This window comes from Caballeronia novacaledonica, from assembly GCF_900258035.1.
In the GTDB taxonomy this organism is placed as follows: Bacteria; Pseudomonadota; Gammaproteobacteria; order Burkholderiales; family Burkholderiaceae; genus Caballeronia; species Caballeronia novacaledonica.
This window is the reverse complement of the sequence record NZ_OGTP01000001.1, coordinates 102,713-125,363: the sequence shown is the minus strand read 5'-3', so window position 1 is coordinate 125,363 and position 22,651 is coordinate 102,713. Positions and strand designations below refer to the sequence as shown.

Below are 22,651 nucleotides of genomic sequence, written 5' to 3'. Positions count from 1 at the left end.
CTTCGTGCTTCGCATCATCATTTTTCGTTCTGCACGATGTAGTTGCGTTGGAATTTCATCACGTCGATGCCGAAGGCTTGCGGAATGCCCGAGAACGGCGGCATCGTCACGCTGATGTTGTAGGCCACGATGTCGCCCAGTCCGCCCATCGTCTGCTGCGATTTGCCGGTCGCGATGTCGTTGTAGGTCGCGTAGGAAAGCGTTGCGATATTCACCGTGCCGCCGAACTTCGTCCATCCGCCGAGGATGTTGTTCACGATCTGGCGCGCCTGGTCGTCGCGCGAGCCGGACGACGGCACGGACGTCGTCAGTCCCGCGCGCGAGGCCTGTTGCGCCGCGTACTGCACGGAAGCGTCGACGATCATGTCGAGCGCGATCTCCATCGTCATGAGAATCATGATGAGCAGAAACGGCGAGACGAACGCGAATTCGATCGCCGTCACGCCCTGATCGTCGCGCCCGAGGCGCCCGAAGATGCGCCGGATCAGCTTCACTTGGCGCTCGCCGTCTGGACTTTCGGCGTCGCGACGGTGGAGACGGCGACACCCTTCGCGGGCTTCTCCTCGCGCTCGCGCTGCAACTCGTAGTAGCGCAGGTTGTCCTGCACCGCCGACTTCGGCAGATCGCGCGAGAGAATGGCGGCGGCCGCGTCGTCGTTGCCGAGCAGGCCGTAGGCGAGCGCGAGATTCTGGCGCGCCTGCGGCGGCGCGGCGGGAAAGCGCGTCACGTCGAGCAGCACGTTCGCGCCCTGACGCGGATCGCCGGCGAGCGTGAGCGAAAGACCGAGGTTCACCGACAGCATCGGATCGCCGGGGTTGGCGATCAGCGCTTCGCGCAGCAACGCCTGCGCGTGGGCGTGTTCGCCCGACAAATCGAGCGCCGCGCCGAGGCCCGCGCATGCGAGCGGATCGTTCGGCGTCAGCGTCAGCACACGGCGATAGGTCGTGATGGCGTCGCTGAAGCGCCGCTGATGAATCGCCACGCGCGCAATGCCGATGAGCGGCGCGGTCGCTTTCGGATCGATTTCGCTCGCGCGCCGATAGTAGACGCCCGCGCGCGTGTAGTCGCCGACGCTGTATAGCGTGTTGCCGAGGCCGGTCAGGCCCGGCACGGATTTCGGATCGGCCTGCACCGCCTTTTCATAGAGCGAGGTCGCGAGATCGAAGTTGTTCGACTCGAGCGCCGTGTCGGCGATGCGCAGCTCGCTCATCGTGCTCGGCGCGGAGTTGCGCAGCACGGGGCGCGTGTCGGTGACCTGGCGCGTGGTCGTCGTGCAGCCCGTGGCCGCGAACACGAGCGCAATGGCGCACGCGACAGCCGTGCCGCGCACGGTGGATCGAACGGATGACTTCATTTTCCATCTCCTGCGATGAACGCAAGCAACTGAATGACGGCAGGTCCCGCGGCGATCGCGATGATCGCCGGCAGAATGAACAGCAACATCGGCACGACCATCTTCGGCGCGAGTTTCGCGGCCTTTTCCTCGAGCGACACGATGTGCGCAAGACGCTCCGTGCGCGAAAGCGTGCGCAGCGCCTGCGTGATGGGCGTGCCGTAGCGCATCGACTGATTGAGCGTCGAGATGAGCGCGCGGATCGACGGCAGGTCGATACGTTCGGCGAGATTGTTCAGCGCGCGCGTGCTGTCGCCGGAGAGCTTGAGCTCGTCGGCGGCGAGCGAGAATTCGTCGGATAGCGGCGGGCAGATCGTCGTCAGTTCGTCGGCCACGCGGCGAATGGACACGCCGAGACTGTTGCCCGCGTTCGTGCAGATGACGAGCAGATCGAGCGCGTCGGGCAGGCAGGACGCCATCGCGCGGCGCCGGTACGAAGCCTTGATCGCGACGATGTACTCCGGCACGATCATCCCGACGACGAACACCATCAGCATCGCGATGCCGCGCCCGGCGGGATAGGCGCCGAGCACCGGAATGTGCGAACCGAGCATCACGGTGCCCGCCGCGCACGCGAGGCCGCAGAAGAACTTCACCGCGAGCAGGATCGACACCGCCATGTTGCTGCGATAGCCGCTGCGCACCATGTCTTTTTGCAGCTTGAGACGGTACTTGCCGTCGAAGAACGGAATCTTGTCGCCGATGCGCGCGAGGCGGCGCAGAATGCGCTCGCGCCGCGAGGTCTCTTCGTCTTCGTCGTCGAGCGCGAGACCGTCGAAGCGATGCGTGGCCGCGGCCATGCGCGCGCGCTCCGCGATGCGCCCGCGCTTGCCGCCGTGCTTGTGCGCCCACCACACGCCGAGCGCGGCGAGCAGCCCGAGCAGCATCAGCAGATTGATGAGGGTTTCGACGTTTTGCGGACTCATCGCGAGGTATCGAGCTTGGACATTTTGCCGATCACGATCAGACCGGCCACGATCGAGATGACGCCGAACGTGAGCGTCTTGTGGCCAGCTTCGGTGTTGAACAAAATGAGCAGATAAGATTTGTTGAGCATGTACATCGACAGCATGATGAACACGGGAATCGCGGCGAGAATCTTCGTCGTGATGCGCGCCTCGCCGGTCAGCGCTTTGGTTTTCTGGCGAATCTCGCGGCGCGTGCGCACGATGCCCGACAGGTTTTCCAGTGTTTCACCAAGCTGGCCGCCCGTCTCGCGCTGCAACAGCAGGCACACGCAAAAGAACGAGAAGTCGGCTATTTCGATCCGCCGCATCGCCACCGTCAGCACTTCCTCCAGATCGAGACCAACCTGCAGCGAATCGGCCATGAGCTGAAACTCGCTCTTCAACGGCTCGGCGCATTCGCTCGCGGCCGAACCGATCACGTGCGTCACCGGCACGCCGGCGCGCACGGCACGCACGATCATGTCGATGACATCGGGAAAGCCGTCGAGAAAGCGCTTGCGAAAGCGGTTCACGAGAAAGCGATACGACTGCACGGCGCCGGCGATCGGCATGCCGGCGAGGACGAATGGCTTCGTGAACTCGGGCAGCGGCATGAAGGTGACCATCAGGAAACCGACGAGCCCGGCCACGAGCGCCACGACGATGACGACGCGCAGCCCGTTCGTGCCCGCCACGGTGCGCAGGCGCGCGAGGCGCGGACCCGTCCAGCGCGTGAGCGCATTGTCCTTGCGGCTCGTCCTGAAGAGATCGAGATCGGGCTGGCCGGCGGCATTCGCCACATGCCCGCCATGCGCCATGAACGAGTTCGTCATGCGCAATTTGATGCGCGACGGCGGCTGGTTGCGCTGCATGTCCTGCAGGATGACCAGCATCACGCCGGCGAGCAGCACGCAGACGAACGACGCAATGGTGACCAGATCGACGAGACTCATGGTTTCATCGCGTCCAGAAGTGCGTCCTCGAGACCGTAGTAGGCCGCACGCTGCGTGAACGCCGGACGCACGGCAGCGGTCTCGAATACGCCCTTTACTTCCTCGCTGTAGGCGCTAGCGTCGTAGCGGAACGTGAAGAGATCCTGCGTGATGATGACGTCGCCTTCCACACCCACCAGTTCGGTGATGCGCGTGACGCGCCGCATGCCGTCGCGCATGCGCTCGATCTGCACGATCAGATGCACCGCGCTCGCGATCTGACGGCGGATCGACAGAAGCGGCAGGTTGCCGTTCGCCATCATCACCATGCTTTCCAGACGCGTGATGCCGTCGCGCGGCGTGTTCGCGTGGATGGTGGTCATGGAACCGTCGTGGCCGGTGTTCATCGCCTGCAGCACGTCGAAGGCTTCGGCGCCGCGCGTTTCGCCGAGGATGATGCGGTCCGGGCGCATCCGCAGCGCGTTGCGCACGAGGTCGCGCTGCGTCACCGCGCCCAGGCCTTCGGCGTTCTCGGGACGCGTTTCCAGACTCACGACGTGCGGCTGGACGAGTTGCAGTTCGGCCGCGTCCTCGATCGTCACCGTGCGCTCGCCGTGACCGATGAAGTGCGACAGCGCGTTGAGCAGCGTCGTCTTGCCCGAGCCCGTGCCGCCCGACACGATGACATTGAGCCGGCACGTGCTCGCGAGCTTGAGCACGTTGGCCATCGCGAGCGACATGTTGCCTTGCTGCGACATGCGATGCAGCGTGATGTTGCGCTTGGAAAACTTCCGGATTGAGATCGACGCACCGTGGATCGCGAGCGGCGGCAGCACGACGTTGACGCGGCTGCCGTCGGCGAGACGCGCATCGACCATCGGGCTGCTTTCGTCGACGCGCCGCCCGACGCCCGCCGCGATGCGCTGCGCGACGTTGACTACGTGCGCGTTGTCGCGGAACTTGCAGTTCGTGAGTTCGAGCCGTCCGTGCCGTTCGACATAGACCTGATCCGGTCCGTTGACGAGCACGTCGGTGATGGTTTCGTCGGCGAGCAAGGGTTCGATCGGACCGAGACCGAACATGTCGTTCAGCAGTTCGCCGACGATCTGCACCTGCTCCGAGATCGTGATGTTCAGACGCTCGCGCTCCGCGACGTCGAGCACGAGCGTCTCGACGGCGGGCTTCATCTGCTCGCGCGTCTTGCCGACCGCCGCGGAAGGGTTCATCGCGGCGAACACGCCCGAGCGGATCGTCTTGAAGAGGTCCGAGCGCACGAGTGCTTCGTTGCCTTCGGCGGGCTGCGTGCGCGCGGGCGCGGGCGCAGCCTTCTCGACGAGCGAAAGCGGCGGCGCCTCGCCCTGAGGCTGGCCGTTCGTGCCGTCCGTGGTATCGGTCGGCGAAGTCGCGCGCGCCTGCTTTTGCCCGAACATCATCCCCTCCTCAGCCTGAACTTGCTCAGGAATGTGTTCTCGACCGCGGCGTGCTGGCCCGTCAGATCGTTGGCGAGCCGCGTGATGGTTTGCGTGAACCCGTTCTGCGCGCGTTCGATCGGCGCTTCGCCGAGATTCTCGGCGGTGGCGAGCGCCTTCGCCTCGAACTGCACTTCATGCAGCACGGTGCGGCCGATCGCCGTCATGAAGTCGGTCTGCTGCACCTTGCCCGAGCTCGCCGCATTCGGATTGTTGAGCAGGATGGAAGTCGGCGGATTGTTGTCGCGGTCCTCGATATAGCGCAGCAGGCGAATGGTCTCGCGGGTCGAATGCACCGAGCGGTCCGCGACGAGATACACGCGCGACGCGTGATCGAGCGCTTCCGCGGCGAGCGGCCCGTTCGCATTGCCGACATCGAGAATCACGTAGTGGAAGCTGTCGCACAGCAGCTCGACCACGCGGCGCAGCGCGCCCGGCTCGAAGTCCTTCGTGGTGCCGTAGTCGATATCCGCCGAGAGCATGAACAGGCGGCTGCCGTTCGCGACCAGTGTGCGTTCCACGTATTGCGGATCGAGACGGTGCACGTTTTGCAGCACGTCGATGAGACCATTGTTGCTTTGCATGCCGAGCATGCTGTTGGCGGCGCCGCCGCACAGCTTGAGATCGACATACGCGACGCGGCGATGCGTGTCCTCGGCCAGATAGCGCGCGAGGTTGAGCGCGAGCGTCGTCACGCCGACGCCGCCACGCGTGCCCGTGAAAGCGATCGTCTTGCCTGCGCGCGCCAGCGTAACCGGGCTCACCTTGCCCTCGGACACGTTGACGGTGCGCTTCAGCAGCTCGACGGTCAGCGGCTTGACGAGATAGTCGCGCACGCCGATCTTGAGCAGGCTGCGGAACAGGCCGACGTCGTTGCGTTCGCCAAGCGCGACGACCTGCACCGACGGCTCGCACACTTCGGCGAGGCGGCCGAGATCGGAGAGCGGCATCACCGAGCCTTCGAGGTCGACCAGCAGAAAGAGCGGCGAGCGCTCGATCTTCGACAGATGCGCGATGGCGTCATCCACATTGCCGACGGCGATATGCACGTGGGGCATCGCCTGTTCGAGCACGAAGCTCTTCAACACCTGCTCGGTCTTGCGGTCCGCCACGAACGCGATGAAATCCGCGATGCGCACGCCCGGCTTGCCCTTGAAGAAACTGATCTCTGTGGTGCTCATGATGTCCGTCGATTGAGGCGTTACTTTGAATCGCGCGACGACGACTTGTCGAGCGGGATCACGCGGCCAGTCTCGTAGCGATGCACGGCGCTCGCGGCCACGGCGGCGTCGGCGGGTCCGAGCGTCTGCGGCGCGACGATATCGGCCGGACGCGCAAGTTGCGCGGCGAGGTTCGTGTAGGTTGCGCAGCCCCATTGCATCGACGGGCGGTGGACGCCCGCGTCGGTCAAGAGCGATTTGCGCGTGAGCGAATCGCAATCGGGCGGCACGGCGTACTTGCCGTCATAGCCGATCACCGTCTCGTTCGGCATGGTGAGCGGCGGCTTCAGGCACCCGGAAAGGCCGCACGCGAGCGCGAGCAGCACGGCGAGTGTCGGGTAGCGGGTCGAACCGGATATGAATTTCATGACTGGGCGCTCAATAGACATAGCCCGCCGCGCCGACGAGACGCGGTTCGGAAGCCGACGGCTGCGTGCCGCCCGCCTTGCGCTGGAAGCTGTACTCGACGTCGCTCGAAGGCGAGATCAGCGAATCGAGCGGCGAGCGCAGCTTCGCGGGATCGGTCGGCTCGACGAGATACGGCGTCACCATGATGACGAGCTCGGTCTTGTTGTTCTGGTAATTCGACGACGAGAACAGCTTGCCGAGCACCGGAATCGAGCCGATGCCAGGCACCTGCGAGACGATGTCCGTCGTATTGGTCTGCAAGAGGCCACCGATCGCGAAGCTCTGCCCGCTCGCGAGTTCGACCGTCGTGTCGGCGCGGCGCACCGAGAGCCCTGGCACGGTCACGCCGCCCGTCGTCACGCTGGCGGTCGTGTCGATCTGGCTGACTTCCGGGCGCACCTTCAGGCTGATGCGCCGCTCGTTCAGCACGGTGGGCGTGAAATCGAGCTTGACGCCGAACTGCTTGAACTCGACAGTGATCGCGCCATTGACTTGCGAGACGGGAATCGGGAACTCGCCGCCCGCGAGGAAGCTCGCGGTCTGGCCGGACAGCGCGACCAGATTCGGCTCCGCGAGCACGGTGAGCAGGCCTTCCTGATTCAGTGCGTCGATGAGCGCGCGAATATCGGTGTTACCGGCCTTGAAACCGCCGAGGAAAGAGAACGCGTTGTTGGTCGGCAGGTTGACCGGATAGGTGATGCCGCCAACACCGTTGGCAATCGGCTGGTTCAGATTGAGGATCGAGCGGCCGCTGAAAATGCCTCCGAGCCAGTTGCCCGAATTGCCGAGCGCCTGCCAGTTGATGCCCAGTTGCTGCGTCACGTTGCGGTCCACTTCGGTGATGCGCACACGCAACTGAACCTGCAACGGACGATCCACCGTCATGCGGTTGATCAGCACTTCCTTCTCGCCGAGATACGGCGTCACGGCCTGCACGATCGCATCGGCATCGGCCGAATTCGGCACCTGGCCCGTCAGCAGCAGCGAGCCCTGGCTCGACGTTGCCTGCACGTTCAGGTTCGGGAAGCGCGCGGAGATCATGTTGCGCAGGGCCATCATGTCGCGCGCGACGATCACGGTGCGCTGCAAGAGCGTCTTGTTGCCCGGGCCCAGCACGTACAGCGTGGTCGTGCCGGTCTTCTTGCCGAGCACGAACACGGTCTTCGGCGACGGTACGTGCACGTCCGCGATCGACGGATCGGCGACGAACACGGACGTGGCGTCTTCCGGCAGGCGCAGCATCGTGCCCTTGCCCGCGTCGAGCGTGAGCGCGCCCTGCCCGATATCGACGCCCGGCGCGACGGTGCCGTAAGGCGCCGCAACCGCGGTCCTGACGAGCGGGTGAGCGTGCGGGCGAGCTTGCGCGAGCTGAGTCGCCGGGACGCCCGCTTCATTCGACGGGCGCGCGGGAACGACCGGTTGCGCCGCCTGAACCGACCATGTCAGCAACATGCCCGCGCACGCGAGCGCGAGCCGCGCGCTCCGTTTTTCGATGCTGCCGAAGTCCAACTGCGTTCTCATGAGATTCGATCCTGGCACTGTGAGGCCGTGACTGTGTGCTGCTGTGATGACTGCCGGCGTCACCGCGCTTGAACGCGGCGCGCTGAACGTTTATCGCGTGGGCACGGTCGGCAACGGCGGCGCATCGGACGTAGCGCCGACTTGTGCGACCGTCGAACCTGCGTCGCTCCTCTCCGAGCCACGGTAAATCGTGACGGGGCGCGCCGGCGCCGCCACGTGAACCGGCGCGCTGACCTGCGGAGTCTTCGAGCGCGGCAGATCACGCACCGCGCGGGAAATGTCGCCGGCCCAGATCGGTTCGCGCTGCGAGGCGGACGCCGCGACCGCCGTCGATGCGGACGGGACGCGCGTTTCAGTCGCAAAGCTGCGCAGCGCCAGCGATAGCGAGCCGAGACGCGCGGCGACCGCGACGACTTCGCTCATTCGCGGCGTCACTTCGAGCGTCACCGTGCGAGCACGCGCGATGGCTTCGGCGACGTCGCCGTTGATCTTCGGACGCTTGATCTCGGAGCCGACCGCAAGCACGCGCACATGCTCGACAACTGTTTCGCTCGAGACCGCGAGGTCCGGCGAATCGGTGCGGCGGTCCATCTGTTGCGTGAGCAGCAGATCGACGTAATCGCCTGGCTGGATGAGCCCCGCGTTGCCGGAGACGTCGTCCACGGCAACCGACACCGCCCGCATGTCGGGCTTGAGTGTGGCGGCGAGGAAGCCCGGCGCGCTCGGCAGGATGACGTCCGCGCTCGTGAGCACGGCGCCGTTCTCGACCGGATGACGCAGCAGCGCGCCCTTGATGTCGGGTGCGTCGGCCGCGCCGGATACGATCGCGTTGGGCGGAATCTTGTTGGCGGGCAGGCTTTTCCACGCGAGATCTTCGTCGCGCAGGAGCAGGCCCTGAGGCAGATCGGCCGCGCTCACCTGCACCTTCTCGGTGGTGACCACATGATTGCTCGGGCGCGAAGCGCTCGCGACCACGACACGCACGATCAGCGCAATGAGCAAAGCGCCGATCAGCAATATGGCGAACTTGATGATGTTGGACATGAGCGCGCCGTCCTATCGGTTTGCAAGGTAAGGCAAGAGCGCCGGCAGCACGATCACGGCGCCGCCGCCGAGCGCGAGCGCCACGCCGTACGGAACGCCGCGTGCGCCGGAAAACATGGCGAGCACGCGCATCGGCAGCAGTGGCTGCACGGGATTCATGGAGCGCGTCGCGAGACTGATCAGCGACACGACGGTCCCGATCACGGAAATCAGCGTCAAGGCAGGCAGCGAGAAAGCAAGGCCGGCCCAGAGAAAGATGACGGAGGCGAGTTTCGCGTCGCCTCCGCCCAGCATCTTCGCCGCGAACAGCACGGCGCAGACCAGGAACACGCCAAGAGCAAGCAGCAGATGAACGATGACATCGTCGACCGGCATGCGGCGAGTGAGCGCGTCGGCAAAGAAGAGCGCTCCGACGGTCAGCACGATTTTGGTCGGCAGGCGTCGGGAGCGCACGTCGATGACCGCGAGCCACAACAGCGCGCAGAGCACGATCAGGCGGATGGCAAGTGACAAGAGCTGCACGATGGTCTTTTTGTTATGGAGTCGGGAGGCGGATCGTCAACAGCGGAAAGCACCGCCCGCCAGACAGAAACGTCCTTCAATTCGCTTTAGGTGACCTTGGCGAACATGTTCGTGAACAGCGTCTGGAACTGGCCCGGCAAGAACGCGCTGAGGCTGGCCAGAGCCACCACGATAATGCCAGCCAGAACCGCATACTCCATCGCGCTGACACCGCGCTCGTCGCGCACGAATGCCTTCATCAATTTGCGCATTTTTCTTCCTTCAATGGTTTAGGTAGGTGTGGACCCGATAAAAGAAATTACCGGGCAAGACACATCCTAGCGATTTCGGGAAGGAATAACTTCGCGAATTAAAGGCCTGAAATGCCCTCTTTCCGGGCTTTAGAAATGGCTTGTGCGCGCCCTTGTCGGCAGCAATTCGCAAAACTTTAGCGAGCGGATTTTTCTTTTTTCGCTCTTGCTCGATCAATCGGGCAGGCGCCGGATTGTTTCGAAGCGTTTTGCCGAAGATGGCGAAAACGTTTGCGGATGCTAACGGATATTTATTCGGAAGAAGCGGATCGCCAGACCATGAATGTCAATGGCTCGCCGCTTTGGACAGCACGCGAACGCCGCTGGAATATCTCAAGGTTACATTCAAATGCCCGGCGGTGTCACGCAATTTGGGAAACTTGCGAGGAATTTAGCTATCGCGCTTCTCGTCTTGCGGAAAAGAAGGCATTTCAATGTCCTTGCTCGCCGAACGCAAATCGTCGCGTGCTTCCTGCGCAAGCTTTTCATAACGCTTGCGAAAAATCGCGAGTTCCTTTTCGTCGAGCTCTTCGAGATCGAGCAGCGCGTTATGCGCCTTGTCGATCGCGCGTATGAGTTCGTCGAGCTTGATCTGCATCGCGGCGGTGTCGCGGTTCTGCGTGTTCTGGATCAAAAAGACCATCAGAAACGTGACGATGGTCGTCGACGTATTGATGACGAGCTGCCAGGTGTCGCTGAAATGAAAGATCGGCCCCGAGGCGGCCCACACGATGACGAGCAGCACCGCAATCACAAATGTCGATGCGCGCCCCGCGAGTTGCGCGAGCGCATTCGAGAACTTGAGGAACCAGGAAGTCTTCATTCGGCATCTCCGGATATTCACGTTTCATGCGTTGGCACGGCCGCGGCTAGAATACCGCTTGTGAACCGGAAGCCCAAACCCATCGATTTCCATGCGCCGTCCGAGATCGTCGCGCAACGCCTCATCGGCGCGATCGTGACCGTCGACGGCGTCGGCGGACGTATCGTCGAAACGGAAGCTTACGACCGAGAAGATCCCGCCTCGCATAGCTTCTCCGGGCCGACGCCGCGCAACGCAATCATGTTCGGGCCGCCCGCCTATGCCTATGTCTATCGTTCCTATGGCATTCACTGGTGCCTGAACTTCGTGTGCCGCGAGGCCGGCCACGGCGCCGGTGTGCTGATTCGCGCGATCGAGCCGCTCGTCGGCATCGATTCGATGCGCGAGCGTCGCGGACTGGAGCCGATCAAACTGCTATGTTCCGGTCCGGGCCGCGCCGCGCAAGCGCTCGGCATCACGCACAGGAACAACGGCATGTCGCTGCTCGAAGCGCCGTTTCATATCGAGCCGCCCGAGGAAGACTTCCCCATCGTGCATGGACCGCGCATCGGCATTACCAAGGCGATCGACGTGCCCTGGCGCTTCGGGCTTGCCGGTTCGAAATTCGTCAGCAAGCCCTTCCCGAAGGACTGAGAGGTCACTCCGCCGGGCGCAGCTTCTTCACCTCTTCATCCGATGGCTGTACGCTCGCGCCATCGACATAACGGAACGACGTCATCACGCCCTTGCCGTCCTTCAGGCCCGTGACGCCGACATACGCGCCCATCGTCGATTGATTGTCCTGCCTGCGATACGTGATCGGACCGAACGGCGTATCGACGGGCAAGCCCTTGAATGCGGCGGCGAGCTTGTCGGCATCGGCCGAGCCGGCTTTCTTGAGGCCGTTGGCAATCGACATCATCGCCGTATAGCCGACGACCGAGCCCAGGCGCGGATAGTCGTGATACTTCGCTTCGTAGTCGGCGACGAACTTCTTGTTCGCCGGCGTATCGATCGAATACCACGGATAGCCCGTCACGATCCAGCCGACCGGCGCTTCCTTGCCGAGCGGATCGAGATAATCCGGCTCGCCCGTCAGGAGCGACACGACCGCGCGATCCTTGAAAAGCCCGCGCGTGTTGCCCTCGCGCACGAACTTGCCGAGGTCCGCGCTGAACAGCACGTTGAAGATGGCGTCGGGCTTCGCATCGGCGAGCGCCTGCGTGACCGCGCCCGCATCGACGTTGCCGAGCGGCGTCGCCTGCTCCGCGACGAATTCCACATCCGGCTGCGCCGCCTTCAGCAAGCGCTTGAACGTGGCCACCGCCGACTGGCCGTACTCATAGTTCGGATAGACGAGCGCCCAGCGCTTCTTCTTGAGCTTCGCGGCTTCCGGCACGAGCATCGCGACCTGCATGTATGTCGAAGGACGCAGACGATACGTGTACTTGTTGCCGTCCTGCCAGACGATCTTGTCGGTGAGCGGTTCGGCCGCGAGGAAGAAGATGCGCCTTTGCTTCGCGTAATCCGCAAGCGCGAGGCCCGTATTCGACAGATAACCGCCGAACAACAATTTCACCTGCTCGCGCGTGACGAGTTCCTGCGCAACGCGAACGGTATCGCCAGGATTACCGTTGTCGTCGCGCGAAACGACTTCGAGCTTGTTGCCATCGATGCCGCCCGCCGCGTTGATCTCGTCGAGCGCGAGATTCCAGCCGTTCTTGTACGGCAGGAGAAACGCGGGCTGTGCCTTATAACTATTGATTTCGCCGATCTTGATGGTATCGGCGTGCGCGGCGAATGCGAGACTCGCTGCAATGGCGGCGATGGTGAAGCGCGGTGGCGTCATCGGGTTCTGTCCTCTCTGTTTGGATTCGGTTCGTTCATACGCCAAGGAATTCGCGGCGCGCTGCATCGTCGCGTGCGAAAGCGTGCATCGCGGCTTCATGCCGTATCTGACCTTTTTCCAGCAGATACACGCGGTCGCTCACGAATTCCGCGAAGTGCAGGTTCTGTTCCGACAGAAGTATCGCGAGTCCTTCGCGCTTCAGTTCGAGAATCATATCGGCCATCTGTTCGACGATCACCGGCGCGACACCTTCCGATGGCTCGTCGAGCAGCACGAGGCGCGGATTGCCCATCAGTGTGCGCGAAACGGTGAGCATCTGCTGCTCGCCGCCGCTCATGCGGCTCGCGCGACGGCCGCGCATGTCGCCGAGATTCGGGAATACGCGAAAGAGCTTGTCGGGCGTCCATAGAGGCGCGTCGTCGCGCGGCGGCTGACGGCCCGTGTCGAGATTTTCCATCACGGTGAGGTCGCCGAATACGCGGCGATCTTCCGGCACGTAACCCAAACCCTTGCGCGCGATGCGATGCGGCGCCATGCCCGCGATGTTCTCGCCCATGAACGACACGGCGCCCGATACGCGCGGCAAGAGTCCCATCACGGCTTTCATCGTCGTCGATTTGCCCGCGCCGTTGCGCCCCATCAACGCGACCACTTCACCGCGACCGACTTCGAAGCCGACGTCGAACAGGATCTGCGCGCGGCCATAAAACGCATTCAGCGCATCGACCTTGAGGAGCGTCATAGCGTTGCTCCCGCACGCGGCGCGAACGATGCGCCCGTGCCGAGATAAACCTCGCGCACGCGCGCATCGTTGCGGATGGCTTCGGCATCGCCTTCCGCGATAAGACGGCCGCGTGCAAGCACGACGAGCTTGTCCGCATGCGAGAACACCACGTCCATGCTGTGCTCCGTGAACAGCACGCCGATGTTGCGCTCTTTCGCGAGACGCGCGGTGAGCGCCATCAGTTCATTGCGCTCCTGCGGCGCCATGCCCGCGGTCGGTTCGTCCATCAACAGGAGCTTTGGATTGTTCGCAAGCGCGATCGCCAGCTCGACGCGCTTCACGTCGCCATAGGCGAGCACCGCGCAACTACGCTGCGCATGCGCCGTCATGCCGACGAGATCGAGCAAGGTCATCGCTTCGTCTTTTCCGCAGGACGCGGCGCGCCCGAAAAGACGGTAGATGCGCCGTTCGCGCGACAGCAACGCCATCTGCATGTTTTCGAGCACGGTCATCGAGTTGAAGGTCGCGGCGATCTGGAACGTGCGGCCCACGCCAAGACGCCAGATATTGCGCGGACGCATGCCGGCGATGTCGTGCCCGTCGAAACGGATCGTGCCCGCGCCCGGTTTGAGCTGTCCGTTGATCATGTTGAAGCATGTCGATTTCCCCGCGCCGTTCGGGCCGATCAGCGCGAGCAACTGCCCCGCTTCGAGATCGAACGATACGTCGTCGACGGCCTGCACGCCGTCGAAAGACTTCGACAAACGTGCGATCGAAAGCAGCGTCATTGCGCCTCCCTGAAGAAGCGCTCGCGCACGAAGCCCGCGATTCCCTGCGGAAACGCGATGACGAGCACGAGGATCGCGGCGCCGAGCAGCGCCTGCCAATAGTCGGTCTGACGCGCGACGGTGTCCTGCAGCCACGTGAACACGCTCGCGCCGACGATCGGCCCGGCGAGCGTCTGGATGCCGCCGAGCAGGACCATCACGAGGCCATCGACGGAACGGCCCACGCTGATCGCTTCGGGCGAGATGTTGCCCTTCGAGAACGCGTAGAGCGAACCCGCGAGCCCGCATACGAGCGCGGCGACGATGAACGCGACCCATTGCACGCGCGCGACGTCGATGCCGATCGCTTCGGCGCGCAAGGGCGAATCGCGGCCCGCGCGCATCGCGAGGCCGAGCGGCGAGAAGAGCATGCGGCGCAGGAGCCATACGCCGATCACCGCGAACACGAGCGTGAGGTAATAGAACGCGACGGGCGACGCAAGCCACGGCGACGGCCAGATGCCCAGGATGCCGTTGCTTCCGCCCGTCACGGCGTCCCATTGAAAGACGACGGACCACACGATCTGCGCGAACGCGAGCGTGAGCATCGCCAGATAGACGCCCGAGAGGCGCACGCAGAACCAGCCGAACACGATCGCGCCGATGCCCGCGATCAACGGGCCGAGCACGAGCGCGGCTTCCATCGGCAACGCGAAGACCTTGAGAAACAGCGCCGCACCGTATGCGCCGAGACCGAAGTAAGCCGCGTGACCGAACGAGTGCATGCCGCCCGGTCCCATGATGAAGTGCAGGCTCGCCGCGAACAGCACCGCGATCATGATCTCGACGAACAGCACGGGCATGTAGGGGAAAGCATCGGCGGCGAGCGGCGCAAGTGCAAGCGCGATCACGATACCGGCCGCGACGATCTTCATGTTGCGCGTGGCGGGACGCAAAGGCTGATCGGCGGGCGCGGCGGAGCGTGCGATGGTTTGCGCGCGGCCGAAGAGTCCCCACGGCCGCAGCACGAGCACGACGGCCATCACGACGAACTCCGCGACCAGCGTGAACTTCGACAACGAAAAGTCGCTGCCCGCGATCGACACATGCCCGATGCCGATGCACATCGCCTTGATCTCCGCGATCAACAGCGCCGCGACGAACGCGCCCGGAATCGAACCCATGCCGCCGACCACGACGACGACGAATGCATTGCCGATGGTTTCGATATCGAGCGAAAGATTCGCCGACATGCGCGGCACCTGCAACGCGCCGCCGAGTCCCGCGAGCAACGCGCCCACGAAAAACACGCCGGTGAAGAGCCACGCCTGGTTGACGCCGAGCGCGCCGAGCATTTCGCGATCCGCGCTGGCCGCGCGCACGAGCGTGCCCCAACGCGTGCGCGTGAGCGCATACCAGAGCGCGAGCAATACGAGCGGCCCGATGACGATCAACGCGAGATCATACGTAGGCAACGCATGCCCGAGCAATTGCACGGCGCCTTCGAGATGCGGCGCGCGCGGCCCGAACAGATCTTCCGGCCCCCACAAATAAAGCGCCGCATCGCGAATGATCAGCACCAGCGCGAATGTGGCAAGCAGATGAAACAGTTCCGGTGCGCGATAGATGCGCCTCAGCACGCTCACTTCGATCGCCGCGCCGATTGCGCCGACGACGAGCGCCGCACCCATCATCGACGCCCAGAAGCCCGCGACGCTCTCGCCGAATCGGCTCGTCAAGCTATAAGCCACATACACGCCGAGCATATAGAGCGATCCATGCGCGAAGTTGACGATGCGCGTGACGCCGAAGATCAGCGAGAGACCTGAGGCGACGAGAAACAGCGCGCAGGCATCGGCGAGGCCGTTGACGAGTTGGACGAGCAGGTTGGCGAGCATCGGGCTCAATGGGCGTGTCGGCGGAAAGAGCCGACATTATCGATGAATTGGGCAACAAGCTTATCGCCCGACAAAATCGCCACGCGCGCGGCCGATGGAAAAAACGTATTGACGGCGTTTATGTCTCGTATATGCTCGTCCAAGGGCCATCGCCGGAATCGGCAATCGCTCTGCCAATCCACTCGCCAAACGAGTCTTATCGTGAAAGTCCAAAGCCCTCTGGCACGTCGGAGCCGCGGCTCCTGCGCCGATCGCTGCGGCAAGCTTCCCGATCGCCGCTTCCTGTCGGTTCTCACCGTCCTCTCCCGCCGCTGCGTGCGGCGTCGCAACGCCATTTCCGCGCGCGCGTTCATCGCCGTGCATTGCGTCGGCGCGGCTTCGCTGCTGCCGTAGCGCCTCCTTCCGTTTTCTCTTTCTGGCTGACGGGTCCGCGCGCGTGCGACCGCACGCGTGAATGCGCGCCTTGCTTCTTTGCGCTTTTGCGATGCATCGCGAAGGCCGTGGAAGCATGCACGCGTCCAAACACGAGAACGACAATGGAACGCATCGACGAATTCCTTCGCAAACATCGCATCACCGAAGTGGAAGCGATCATTCCCGACATGGCGGGCACCGCGCGCGGCAAGATCATTCCGCGCAGCAAGTTCGAGTCGGGCGAATCGATGCGCCTGCCGCAAGCCGTGATGATTCAGACGGTCACGGGCGACTATCCCGTCGATGGCAGCTTCACGGGCGTCACCGATCCCGACATGGTGTGCGTGCCCGATCCATCGACGATTCGCCTGATTCCGTGGGCCGCCGATCCCACGGCGCAGGTCATCCACGACTGCGTGCATTTCGACGGCACGCCCGTCGCGATTTCGCCGCGACGCGTGTTGAGGCAAGTGCTGCAAAAGTTCGCCGAGAAAGGCTGGCGTCCTGTGGTGGGGCCCGAGCTCGAATTCTTTCTCGTCGATATGAATCGCGATCCGGATCTGCCCTTGCAGCCGCCCGTCGGCAGAACGGGGCGCGCGGAAACCGGACGTCAGGCGTATTCGATCGATGCCGTCAACGAGTTCGATCCGCTTTTCGAAGACATCTACGAGTATTGCGAGGTGCAGGAACTCGAAGTGGACACGCTGATTCACGAAGTCGGCGCCGCGCAAATGGAAATCAACTTCATGCACGGCGACGCGCTCAATCTCGCGGATCGCGTCTTTCTCTTCAAGCGCACGGTGCGCGAAGCGGCGCTGCGCCACAAGATGTACGCGACCTTCATGGCGAAGCCGATGGAGAACGAGCCGGGCTCGGCAATGCACGTTCATCAAAGCGTCGTCGATGAAGAAACGGGCCGCAATCTCTTCACGGATCGCGAAGGCGAACCCACGGGCCTCTTCTATAGCTATATCGCGGGCCTGCAAAAATATACGCCCGCGTTGATGCCGATCTTCGCGCCGTACATCAATTCGTATCGCAGGCTGTCGCGCTTCATGGCCGCGCCGATCAACGTGCAATGGGGCTACGACAACCGCACCGTGGGCTTTCGCGTGCCGCATGCGTCGCCGCAGGCGCGGCGCGTCGAGAATCGCATACCGGGCGTGGATTGCAACCCGTATCTCGCGATCGCGGCGACACTGGCCGCGGGCTATCTCGGCATGACGCAGCATCTCGAACCGACCGAGCCGCTCGCAAGCGACGGTTATCGTCAGCCATACCAATTGCCGCGTAATCTCGACGAAGGTCTCGCGTTGATGGGCGCGTGCGAACCGCTTGCCGACATGTTCGGCGAGAAGTTCGTGCGCGCCTATCTCGCGTTGAAGGAAACCGAATACGAAGCGTTCTTCCGCGTCATCAGTTCGTGGGAACGCAAGCATCTGCTGCTACATGTATAAAGGAGATCACGACATGAACGATCGAATCGACCCGACGCCGCAATACCGCGCGCTCGATGCCGCGCATCATCTGCATCCTTTCTCCGACATGGGCGCGCTCAATCGCACGGGCAGCCGTGTGATCGTGAAGGCCGAGGGCGTCTATCTCGAAGACTCGGAAGGCAATCGCATCATCGATGGCATGGCGGGATTGTGGTGCGTGAACGTCGGCTATGGACGGCGCGAACTCGTCGATGCCGCGCTCAGGCAAATGCAGGAACTGCCCTTCTACAACACGTTCTTCAAGACGACGCATCCGCCGGTGATCGAATTGTCGGCGCTGCTCGCGGAGATCGCGCCCGCGCAGTTCAAGCGCTTTCTCTATTGCAACAGCGGCTCGGAAGCCAACGATACGGCGCTGCGCGCAGTGCATCGCTATTGGGCCGTGCAAGGGCAGCCGGCGAAGCGATACGTCATCGCGCGAACGAATGCGTATCACGGCTCGACCATCGCGGGCGCGACGCTCGGCGGCATGAGCTACATGCACGAGCAAATGCCCTCGAAGATGGAGCATGTCGCGCATATCGATCAGCCTTACTGGTTCGGCGAAGGCGGCGAGATGGATGCGCAGGCATTCGGCCTCGCGCGTGCGCGTCAGCTCGAAGAGAAGATCATCGAACTGGGCGCTGCGAATGTCGCCGCGTTCATCGGCGAGCCGTTTCAGGGCGCGGGCGGCGTGATCTTTCCGCCGTCGAGTTATTGGCCTGAAATCGAACGCATCTGCCGCAAGCATGATGTGCTGCTGATCGCCGATGAAGTAATCGGCGGATTCGGGCGCACGGGCGAATGGTTCGCGCATCGGCACTTCGGTTTCGAGCCGGATGTCATCACGATGGCCAAGGGCCTCACGAGCGGCTATGTGCCGATGGGCGCGGTCGCGCTGTCGGATCGTATCGCGGACGCAATCGTGAACGGTGGCGAGTTCGCCCACGGCTTCACGTATTCGGGGCATCCGGTGGCGGCGGCCGTCGCGGTGGCCAATCTGAAGCTGTTGCGGGACGAAGGCATCGTCGCGCGCGTGAAGCACGATGCGGGTCCGTATTTTCAGAAGCGTTTGCGTGAGGCGCTGGGCGACCATCCGATCGTCGGCGAGATTGCGGGCGCGGGGCTCGTCGCGGGCATTCAGCTTGCCGAAGATCGCGCGACGAGAAAGCGCTTCGCGAATGCCGACGATATAGGCACGCTATGCCGCGACTTCAGTTTCGCGGGCAATCTCGTGATGCGCGCAAGCGACGATCGCATGTTGTTGTCGCCGCCGCTCGTCGTTACGCATGACGAGATCGACGAGATTGTCGACAAGGCCAAAGCAGCCGTCGATGCAACCGCGCTTCAGATCAGGAACGCCGCCTAGCGAAGTATTCCGCCGCCATGTGCCTGAAGGCCGTGACGGCGGGATTGTCCTGATCGGAACGCCACGCCATGCTCATTTCGGCCTGCACGGTATTGCCCGCGATTTCCCTGAACTCGACATGGTCGTAATGAAACCGTTGCGACGACGCCGGCAGGATCGAAACGCCCAGTCCCGCGCGAACGAGCGACAGAATGGTGGGCGTCTGATCGATGTATTGCGTGAAGTGCGGCTTCACGTCATCGGCGACGAGCATGCTCACGATGCGATCGTGGAAGTACTTGCCGTGCGTGGGCGAATGCATGATGAACGCCTGTTCGTGCAACTGCGCGAGTTCGAGCCGATCGAAACGGCATAGCGCGTGTTCCGCCGGCAGCGCGACGATCATCGGCTCGCGATCGACCAGAAGGAATTCCACTTTCTGCCGCGAAGGCAACGGCCGCATGAAGCCGAGATCGATCGCGTTCGCCTCGAAACCTTCTATTTGCGCGACGGAAATCATTTCGAGCAGAACGACGTCGATATCCGGCAGAGCGCGCTTCGCCGCGACGAGCAGTTCGGGTATCAACTCGTAGCCCGCAGCGCCCGTGAAACCGATGCGCACGCGCCCGGTCGCGCCCTTGCTCGCGCGTCTCACGGTGCTTTCGGCCTGCTCGGCCAGATTGAGCAGGCGCGTTGCATCGGCGAGAAACACGCGCCCTTCCGGCGTGAGCTTCACGGTGCGGCCGACGCGCTCGAACAACTGCACGCCCAGATTCTCTTCGAGCAGATGAATCTGTCTGGAAAGCGGCGGCTGCGTCATGTGAAGCAATGCAGCCGCGCGCCTGAAGTTCAGCTCCGTCGCGGCCGCAACGAAGCAACGCACTTGTCCGAGATCGAGCATTCGTCATCGACATTGAAGTGATAGCCGATCATTATATGTTCGCCCCGGATGAGTTCATGCACTTGCATCAGGTCGTGAGGCTGCCTTCCGGACGCTGGCCCGCGAGACCTTGCGCGAGACTGGCGAGCACCATCTCGCCCATCGCCGTGCGCGATTCCATCGTCGCGCTCGCGCGATGCGCCTGCAACACGACGCGATCCATATCGAACAATTCGGGCGGCACGTTCGGTTCGTCGACGAAAACATCGAGGCCCGCGCCCGCGATCGCGCCACGCGACAATGCTTCGACGAGATCGCTTTCCACCACGAGCTTGCCGCGCGCGATGTTGATGAGATAACCGTCCTTGCCCAATGCATCGAGCACGGCGGCATTCACGATGCCCCTGGCTTTATCGGCGGCGGCGGCGAGCACGAGAATGTCGCTTTCGCGTGCGAGCGACAAAAGATCCGGCACGAAGCGATAGCCGATATCGTCCATCGGGCGCACATCGGTATAGGCAATCGGACAGTCGAAGGCGGCTGCGCGCTGCGCGATTGCGCGGCCGACTTTGCCGAGGCCCACGATGCCCACGCGCTTGCCGCTGAAACGGCGCGATAGCGGAATCGCGCTCGGGCTCGGGTTCTTCACCCACTTGCCGGTCTTCACGAAATCGTTGCCGGGGCAGATCTCGCGCAGGACGGTCAGGATCAAACCGATCGCGAGATCGGCGACATCCTCGGTCAACGCGCCGAACGTGCCCGTCACCGGAAGGCCGCGCGAGCGTGCGAATTCGAGATCGACCGCATCGGTGCCGACACCGTTCACCGCGATCACCTGCAACGCGGGCAAGCGCTCGATGAGAGCGTTCGAGATGCCCGTATGCCCGCCTGTGATCACGCCGCGAATCGATGCGCCGTGCTCGCGGATATAGGCGTCCTTATCCTCTTGTTCGAAGAGACGATGCATGGTGTACAGCGCATCGAGCTTTTCGTTGATGGCCGGTACGAGGATCGGGTTCAATTGCAAAATGCTCGGCTTCAATTCGCGTGCTCCATGATGTTCGTTTCCAATGTGGAGCGGATGATGTCCGCTTTTGCCGGAGGCGTCCAATCCCAAAAGGCTATCAATTGATCCACGAATCGATCGATTCAATCCGGGCATCAGGTAATAGCAATAAAAGATTGGACGCTCCGGTACACCGTCCCCACAATTCGAAGCATCGGAAGGCATATCAACAATAAAGCCTTGAAAATGACATCGGAGACAACAGCGTGAGCCTGCGCCCTACCCGCTTTCCATCTATTCGCCTCCTTCAAGCCGCAGCGCACGCGCAACAGGAGGCATCGCGATGAACAACGCCGACGGCATCATCGCTCCCTCGAAGGCGGAACCTGTCGCGGAGAAACGCACGAAGCACCGCTGGGTCGTGATGGGACTGATCTTCTGCATCTGGGCGGTCGCGTGCGCGGATCGGGCCAACTTCGGCATCGCGCTGCCGTATCTGAAGAAGGAATATCACATCACCAATACCGAAGCCGGTCTGATCGTGAGCCTGTTTTCGTTCGCGTACGGCTTCGTGCAGATTCCCGTCGGACTGCTCTATAAGCGGCTCAGCGCCAGGACGACGGGCCTGCTTTTCTCCGTCTTCATGATCCTGACTTCCGTATTCACGGGATTGATGGGCACGACGTCCTCGGTGTTTCTGCTGATGACGTATCGCGTAGGGCTCGGCTTGTCGGAAGGGCCGCTCGGCATCGGCTGCACGAACGTCATCAATCGCTGGTTTCCCGCGAAGGAAAAAGGCACGGCCACGGGCCTGTGGATCGCGGCATCGAAACTCGGGCCGCTGATCGTGCCTTCGGTGTGCATCATCGTGATTCAGTTGTGGGGATGGCGCGAGATCTTTTATGTGTTCGCGGTGCCGGGCATTTTGCTCGCCGTGGTGTGGATGTTCTTCGTCACCAATTCGCCGGGCGAGAACCGTTTCTGCTCACCCGCCGAACGCCGTTATATCGCCGATGAAACGACCGTCGGCGGCAATAGCGGCAAGTCGCTGTCCCGCGCCCAGATGACGCCGATGCCCCGGCTCGACGCGATCAATCGCACGAAGCGCGTGCCGCAACTCGAAACGATTCGCCAGGTGTTCGGCTCGTGGAATATCTTCGGCATCGCGCTCGGTTATGGCTGCATGATCGGCATCAGCAACATCTTCATCTCGTGGATTCCCACGTATCTCGTCACGGTGAAGGGCTTCGCTTCGGTGAAGATGGGCTTTCTCGCCTCGGCGCCCTTCATTGGCGCGGTGGCGGGCAACATGCTCGGCGGCATCATCTCGGATCGTCTGCTCGGCGGCCGCCGCAAGCCGATGATGATGCTCGGCGCACTCGGCACGATGATCATGACGTTCCTGCTGATCGATGCGCCCGACAGCGTCGCGTATCTCGGCGCGGCGCTGATCCTGGCGGGTCTCATGCTCGGCATCGGCTTCGCGGGCTACTCCGCGTATCCGATGGGACTCGCGACCAAAGCGACCTATCCGACGGCGTTCGGTATCGTGAACTCGCTTGGGCAGATCGGCGGAGCATGCGCGCCGCTTGCGGTCGGCCTGCTGCTCGACAGCTATAGCTGGACCGCCGTTTTTCTGTACATGGTCGGAACGGCGACGCTGTGCCTGTTGCTGCTCTTCAGCGTGGTCGAGCCGATAGCCGGCGAGAACCCGTCCGGAAAGTAATCGCATCGATCAC

Annotated in this window: 23 protein-coding genes; 5 read left to right on the top strand and 18 right to left on the bottom strand. The window is 63.0% G+C overall.

The window, feature by feature from the left end; all coding sequences use genetic code 11:
- Positions 1-17: 17 nt before the first annotated feature.
- From NOV72_RS00570 to NOV72_RS00515, 12 genes are all read right to left on the bottom strand, one after another.
- Positions 18-494 carry a TadE/TadG family type IV pilus assembly protein gene (locus NOV72_RS00570; RefSeq protein ID WP_106852641.1) on the bottom strand — a complete coding sequence of 159 codons (477 nt, stop codon included), beginning with the start codon at positions 492-494 and terminating at the stop codon, positions 18-20.
- Positions 491-1,354, bottom strand: coding sequence for a tetratricopeptide repeat protein (locus NOV72_RS00565; RefSeq protein ID WP_106852640.1), 864 nt, complete (start codon positions 1,352-1,354; stop codon positions 491-493). The genes NOV72_RS00570 and NOV72_RS00565 overlap by 4 nt, the downstream gene beginning before the upstream one ends.
- The gene (locus NOV72_RS00560) at positions 1,351-2,319 is read right to left on the bottom strand and encodes a type II secretion system F family protein (RefSeq protein ID WP_106852639.1); all 969 of its coding nucleotides are present in this window, start codon (positions 2,317-2,319) and stop codon (positions 1,351-1,353) included. Before NOV72_RS00560 ends, NOV72_RS00565 begins: the two co-directional genes overlap by 4 nt.
- The gene (locus tag NOV72_RS00555) at positions 2,316-3,293 is read right to left on the bottom strand and encodes a type II secretion system F family protein (RefSeq protein WP_106852638.1); all 978 of its coding nucleotides are present in this window, start codon (positions 3,291-3,293) and stop codon (positions 2,316-2,318) included. Before NOV72_RS00555 ends, NOV72_RS00560 begins: the two co-directional genes overlap by 4 nt.
- A complete protein-coding gene (locus tag NOV72_RS00550) occupies positions 3,290-4,702 on the bottom strand; it encodes a TadA family conjugal transfer-associated ATPase (RefSeq protein ID WP_106853201.1) in 1,413 nt (470 codons plus the stop codon). The genes NOV72_RS00555 and NOV72_RS00550 overlap by 4 nt, the downstream gene beginning before the upstream one ends.
- Complete coding sequence (locus NOV72_RS00545) at positions 4,702-5,922, bottom strand: CpaE/TadZ family protein (protein WP_106852637.1); 1,221 nt, start codon at positions 5,920-5,922, stop codon at positions 4,702-4,704. The genes NOV72_RS00550 and NOV72_RS00545 overlap by 1 nt, the downstream gene beginning before the upstream one ends.
- A 20-nt stretch (positions 5,923-5,942) precedes the next feature.
- The gene (locus tag NOV72_RS00540) at positions 5,943-6,329 is read right to left on the bottom strand and encodes a CpaD family pilus assembly lipoprotein (protein WP_106852636.1); all 387 of its coding nucleotides are present in this window, start codon (positions 6,327-6,329) and stop codon (positions 5,943-5,945) included.
- A 10-nt stretch (positions 6,330-6,339) separates the two neighbouring features.
- A complete protein-coding gene (locus NOV72_RS00535) occupies positions 6,340-7,821 on the bottom strand; it encodes a type II and III secretion system protein family protein (protein WP_425428704.1) in 1,482 nt (493 codons plus the stop codon).
- 159 nt (positions 7,822-7,980) lie between these two features.
- A complete protein-coding gene (cpaB, locus tag NOV72_RS00530) occupies positions 7,981-8,934 on the bottom strand; it encodes a Flp pilus assembly protein CpaB (RefSeq protein ID WP_106852634.1) in 954 nt (317 codons plus the stop codon).
- A gap of 12 nt (positions 8,935-8,946) precedes the next feature.
- Positions 8,947-9,456, bottom strand: coding sequence for an A24 family peptidase (locus NOV72_RS00525; protein ID WP_106852633.1), 510 nt, complete (start codon positions 9,454-9,456; stop codon positions 8,947-8,949).
- Positions 9,457-9,542: 86 nt separating this feature from the next.
- Positions 9,543-9,707: a Flp family type IVb pilin gene (locus NOV72_RS00520; protein ID WP_106852632.1), complete on the bottom strand. Its 165-nt coding sequence runs from the start codon at positions 9,705-9,707 to the stop codon at positions 9,543-9,545.
- 430 nt (positions 9,708-10,137) lie between these two features.
- Positions 10,138-10,569, bottom strand: coding sequence for a low affinity iron permease family protein (locus NOV72_RS00515; protein ID WP_106852631.1), 432 nt, complete (start codon positions 10,567-10,569; stop codon positions 10,138-10,140).
- Between the two features lie 60 nt (positions 10,570-10,629).
- Here NOV72_RS00515 and NOV72_RS00510 point away from each other — a divergent pair, with 60 nt between their 5' ends.
- Positions 10,630-11,202, top strand: coding sequence for a DNA-3-methyladenine glycosylase (locus tag NOV72_RS00510; protein WP_106852630.1), 573 nt, complete (start codon positions 10,630-10,632; stop codon positions 11,200-11,202).
- Positions 11,203-11,206: 4 nt separating this feature from the next.
- On the opposite strand, the gene NOV72_RS00505 is transcribed toward NOV72_RS00510, so the two are convergent.
- From NOV72_RS00505 to NOV72_RS00490, 4 genes are read right to left on the bottom strand one after another with little or no spacing between them, the layout of a single operon-like run.
- Positions 11,207-12,397 (bottom strand): ABC transporter substrate-binding protein, encoded by a 1,191-nt coding sequence (locus tag NOV72_RS00505; protein ID WP_106852629.1) that lies wholly within the window; start codon positions 12,395-12,397, stop codon positions 11,207-11,209.
- A gap of 34 nt (positions 12,398-12,431) precedes the next feature.
- Positions 12,432-13,139, bottom strand: coding sequence for an ABC transporter ATP-binding protein (locus tag NOV72_RS00500; RefSeq protein ID WP_106852628.1), 708 nt, complete (start codon positions 13,137-13,139; stop codon positions 12,432-12,434).
- Positions 13,136-13,909 (bottom strand): ABC transporter ATP-binding protein, encoded by a 774-nt coding sequence (locus tag NOV72_RS00495; RefSeq protein WP_106852627.1) that lies wholly within the window; start codon positions 13,907-13,909, stop codon positions 13,136-13,138. Before NOV72_RS00495 ends, NOV72_RS00500 begins: the two co-directional genes overlap by 4 nt.
- A complete protein-coding gene (locus NOV72_RS00490; RefSeq protein ID WP_106852626.1) occupies positions 13,906-15,786 on the bottom strand; it encodes an ABC transporter permease in 1,881 nt (626 codons plus the stop codon). Before NOV72_RS00490 ends, NOV72_RS00495 begins: the two co-directional genes overlap by 4 nt.
- A 42-nt stretch (positions 15,787-15,828) precedes the next feature.
- Between NOV72_RS00490 and NOV72_RS00485 the strand changes: the two genes are divergently transcribed.
- The 3 genes from NOV72_RS00485 (at position 15,829) to NOV72_RS00475 (ending at position 19,047) form a co-directional block, all read left to right on the top strand.
- Positions 15,829-16,179, top strand: coding sequence for a hypothetical protein (locus NOV72_RS00485; protein ID WP_342753358.1), 351 nt, complete (start codon positions 15,829-15,831; stop codon positions 16,177-16,179).
- 143 nt (positions 16,180-16,322) lie between these two features.
- Positions 16,323-17,657, top strand: a complete 1,335-nt coding sequence (locus NOV72_RS00480; RefSeq protein ID WP_106852624.1) for a glutamine synthetase family protein — start codon at positions 16,323-16,325, stop codon at positions 17,655-17,657.
- 13 nt (positions 17,658-17,670) lie between these two features.
- Positions 17,671-19,047, top strand: a complete 1,377-nt coding sequence (locus NOV72_RS00475; RefSeq protein WP_106852623.1) for an aspartate aminotransferase family protein — start codon at positions 17,671-17,673, stop codon at positions 19,045-19,047.
- On the opposite strand, the gene NOV72_RS00470 is transcribed toward NOV72_RS00475, so the two are convergent.
- Positions 19,031-19,927 carry a LysR family transcriptional regulator gene (locus NOV72_RS00470; protein ID WP_106852622.1) on the bottom strand — a complete coding sequence of 299 codons (897 nt, stop codon included), beginning with the start codon at positions 19,925-19,927 and terminating at the stop codon, positions 19,031-19,033. The two genes, NOV72_RS00475 and NOV72_RS00470, sit on opposite strands and share 17 nt — an antisense overlap.
- A gap of 67 nt (positions 19,928-19,994) precedes the next feature.
- Positions 19,995-20,948: a 2-hydroxyacid dehydrogenase gene (locus NOV72_RS00465; RefSeq protein ID WP_106853200.1), complete on the bottom strand. Its 954-nt coding sequence runs from the start codon at positions 20,946-20,948 to the stop codon at positions 19,995-19,997.
- A gap of 307 nt (positions 20,949-21,255) precedes the next feature.
- On the opposite strand from NOV72_RS00465, the gene NOV72_RS00460 reads away from it, so the two are divergent.
- Complete coding sequence (locus NOV72_RS00460) at positions 21,256-22,638, top strand: MFS transporter (RefSeq protein WP_106852621.1); 1,383 nt, start codon at positions 21,256-21,258, stop codon at positions 22,636-22,638.
- The last annotated feature ends 13 nt before the right edge of the window (positions 22,639-22,651 follow it).

What these genes read in the sequence shown, in the direction of transcription:
- NOV72_RS00520 (WP_106852632.1), bottom strand. Translation starts at nt 9,707, where the DNA reads ATGCGCAAATTGATGAAGGCATTCGTGCGCGACGAGCGCGGTGTCAGC.
- NOV72_RS00545 (WP_106852637.1), bottom strand. Translation starts at nt 5,922, where the DNA reads ATGAGCACCACAGAGATCAGTTTCTTCAAGGGCAAGCCGGGCGTGCGC.
- NOV72_RS00500 (WP_106852628.1), bottom strand. Translation starts at nt 13,139, where the DNA reads ATGACGCTCCTCAAGGTCGATGCGCTGAATGCGTTTTATGGCCGCGCG.
- NOV72_RS00540 (WP_106852636.1), bottom strand. Translation starts at nt 6,329, where the DNA reads ATGAAATTCATATCCGGTTCGACCCGCTACCCGACACTCGCCGTGCTG.
- NOV72_RS00490 (WP_106852626.1), bottom strand. Translation starts at nt 15,786, where the DNA reads ATGCTCGCCAACCTGCTCGTCCAACTCGTCAACGGCCTCGCCGATGCC.
- NOV72_RS00460 (WP_106852621.1), top strand. Translation starts at nt 21,256, where the DNA reads ATGAACAACGCCGACGGCATCATCGCTCCCTCGAAGGCGGAACCTGTC.
- NOV72_RS00475 (WP_106852623.1), top strand. Translation starts at nt 17,671, where the DNA reads ATGAACGATCGAATCGACCCGACGCCGCAATACCGCGCGCTCGATGCC.
- NOV72_RS00505 (WP_106852629.1), bottom strand. Translation starts at nt 12,397, where the DNA reads ATGACGCCACCGCGCTTCACCATCGCCGCCATTGCAGCGAGTCTCGCA.
- NOV72_RS00495 (WP_106852627.1), bottom strand. Translation starts at nt 13,909, where the DNA reads ATGACGCTGCTTTCGATCGCACGTTTGTCGAAGTCTTTCGACGGCGTG.
- NOV72_RS00560 (WP_106852639.1), bottom strand. Translation starts at nt 2,319, where the DNA reads ATGAGTCCGCAAAACGTCGAAACCCTCATCAATCTGCTGATGCTGCTC.
- NOV72_RS00550 (WP_106853201.1), bottom strand. Translation starts at nt 4,702, where the DNA reads ATGTTCGGGCAAAAGCAGGCGCGCGCGACTTCGCCGACCGATACCACG.
- NOV72_RS00515 (WP_106852631.1), bottom strand. Translation starts at nt 10,569, where the DNA reads ATGAAGACTTCCTGGTTCCTCAAGTTCTCGAATGCGCTCGCGCAACTC.
- NOV72_RS00485 (WP_342753358.1), top strand. Translation starts at nt 15,829, where the DNA reads ATGAATTGGGCAACAAGCTTATCGCCCGACAAAATCGCCACGCGCGCG.
- NOV72_RS00535 (WP_425428704.1), bottom strand. Translation starts at nt 7,821, where the DNA reads ATGTTGCTGACATGGTCGGTTCAGGCGGCGCAACCGGTCGTTCCCGCG.
- cpaB (WP_106852634.1), bottom strand. Translation starts at nt 8,934, where the DNA reads ATGTCCAACATCATCAAGTTCGCCATATTGCTGATCGGCGCTTTGCTC.
- NOV72_RS00565 (WP_106852640.1), bottom strand. Translation starts at nt 1,354, where the DNA reads ATGAAGTCATCCGTTCGATCCACCGTGCGCGGCACGGCTGTCGCGTGC.
- NOV72_RS00470 (WP_106852622.1), bottom strand. Translation starts at nt 19,927, where the DNA reads ATGCTCGATCTCGGACAAGTGCGTTGCTTCGTTGCGGCCGCGACGGAG.
- NOV72_RS00480 (WP_106852624.1), top strand. Translation starts at nt 16,323, where the DNA reads ATGGAACGCATCGACGAATTCCTTCGCAAACATCGCATCACCGAAGTG.
- NOV72_RS00555 (WP_106852638.1), bottom strand. Translation starts at nt 3,293, where the DNA reads ATGAGTCTCGTCGATCTGGTCACCATTGCGTCGTTCGTCTGCGTGCTG.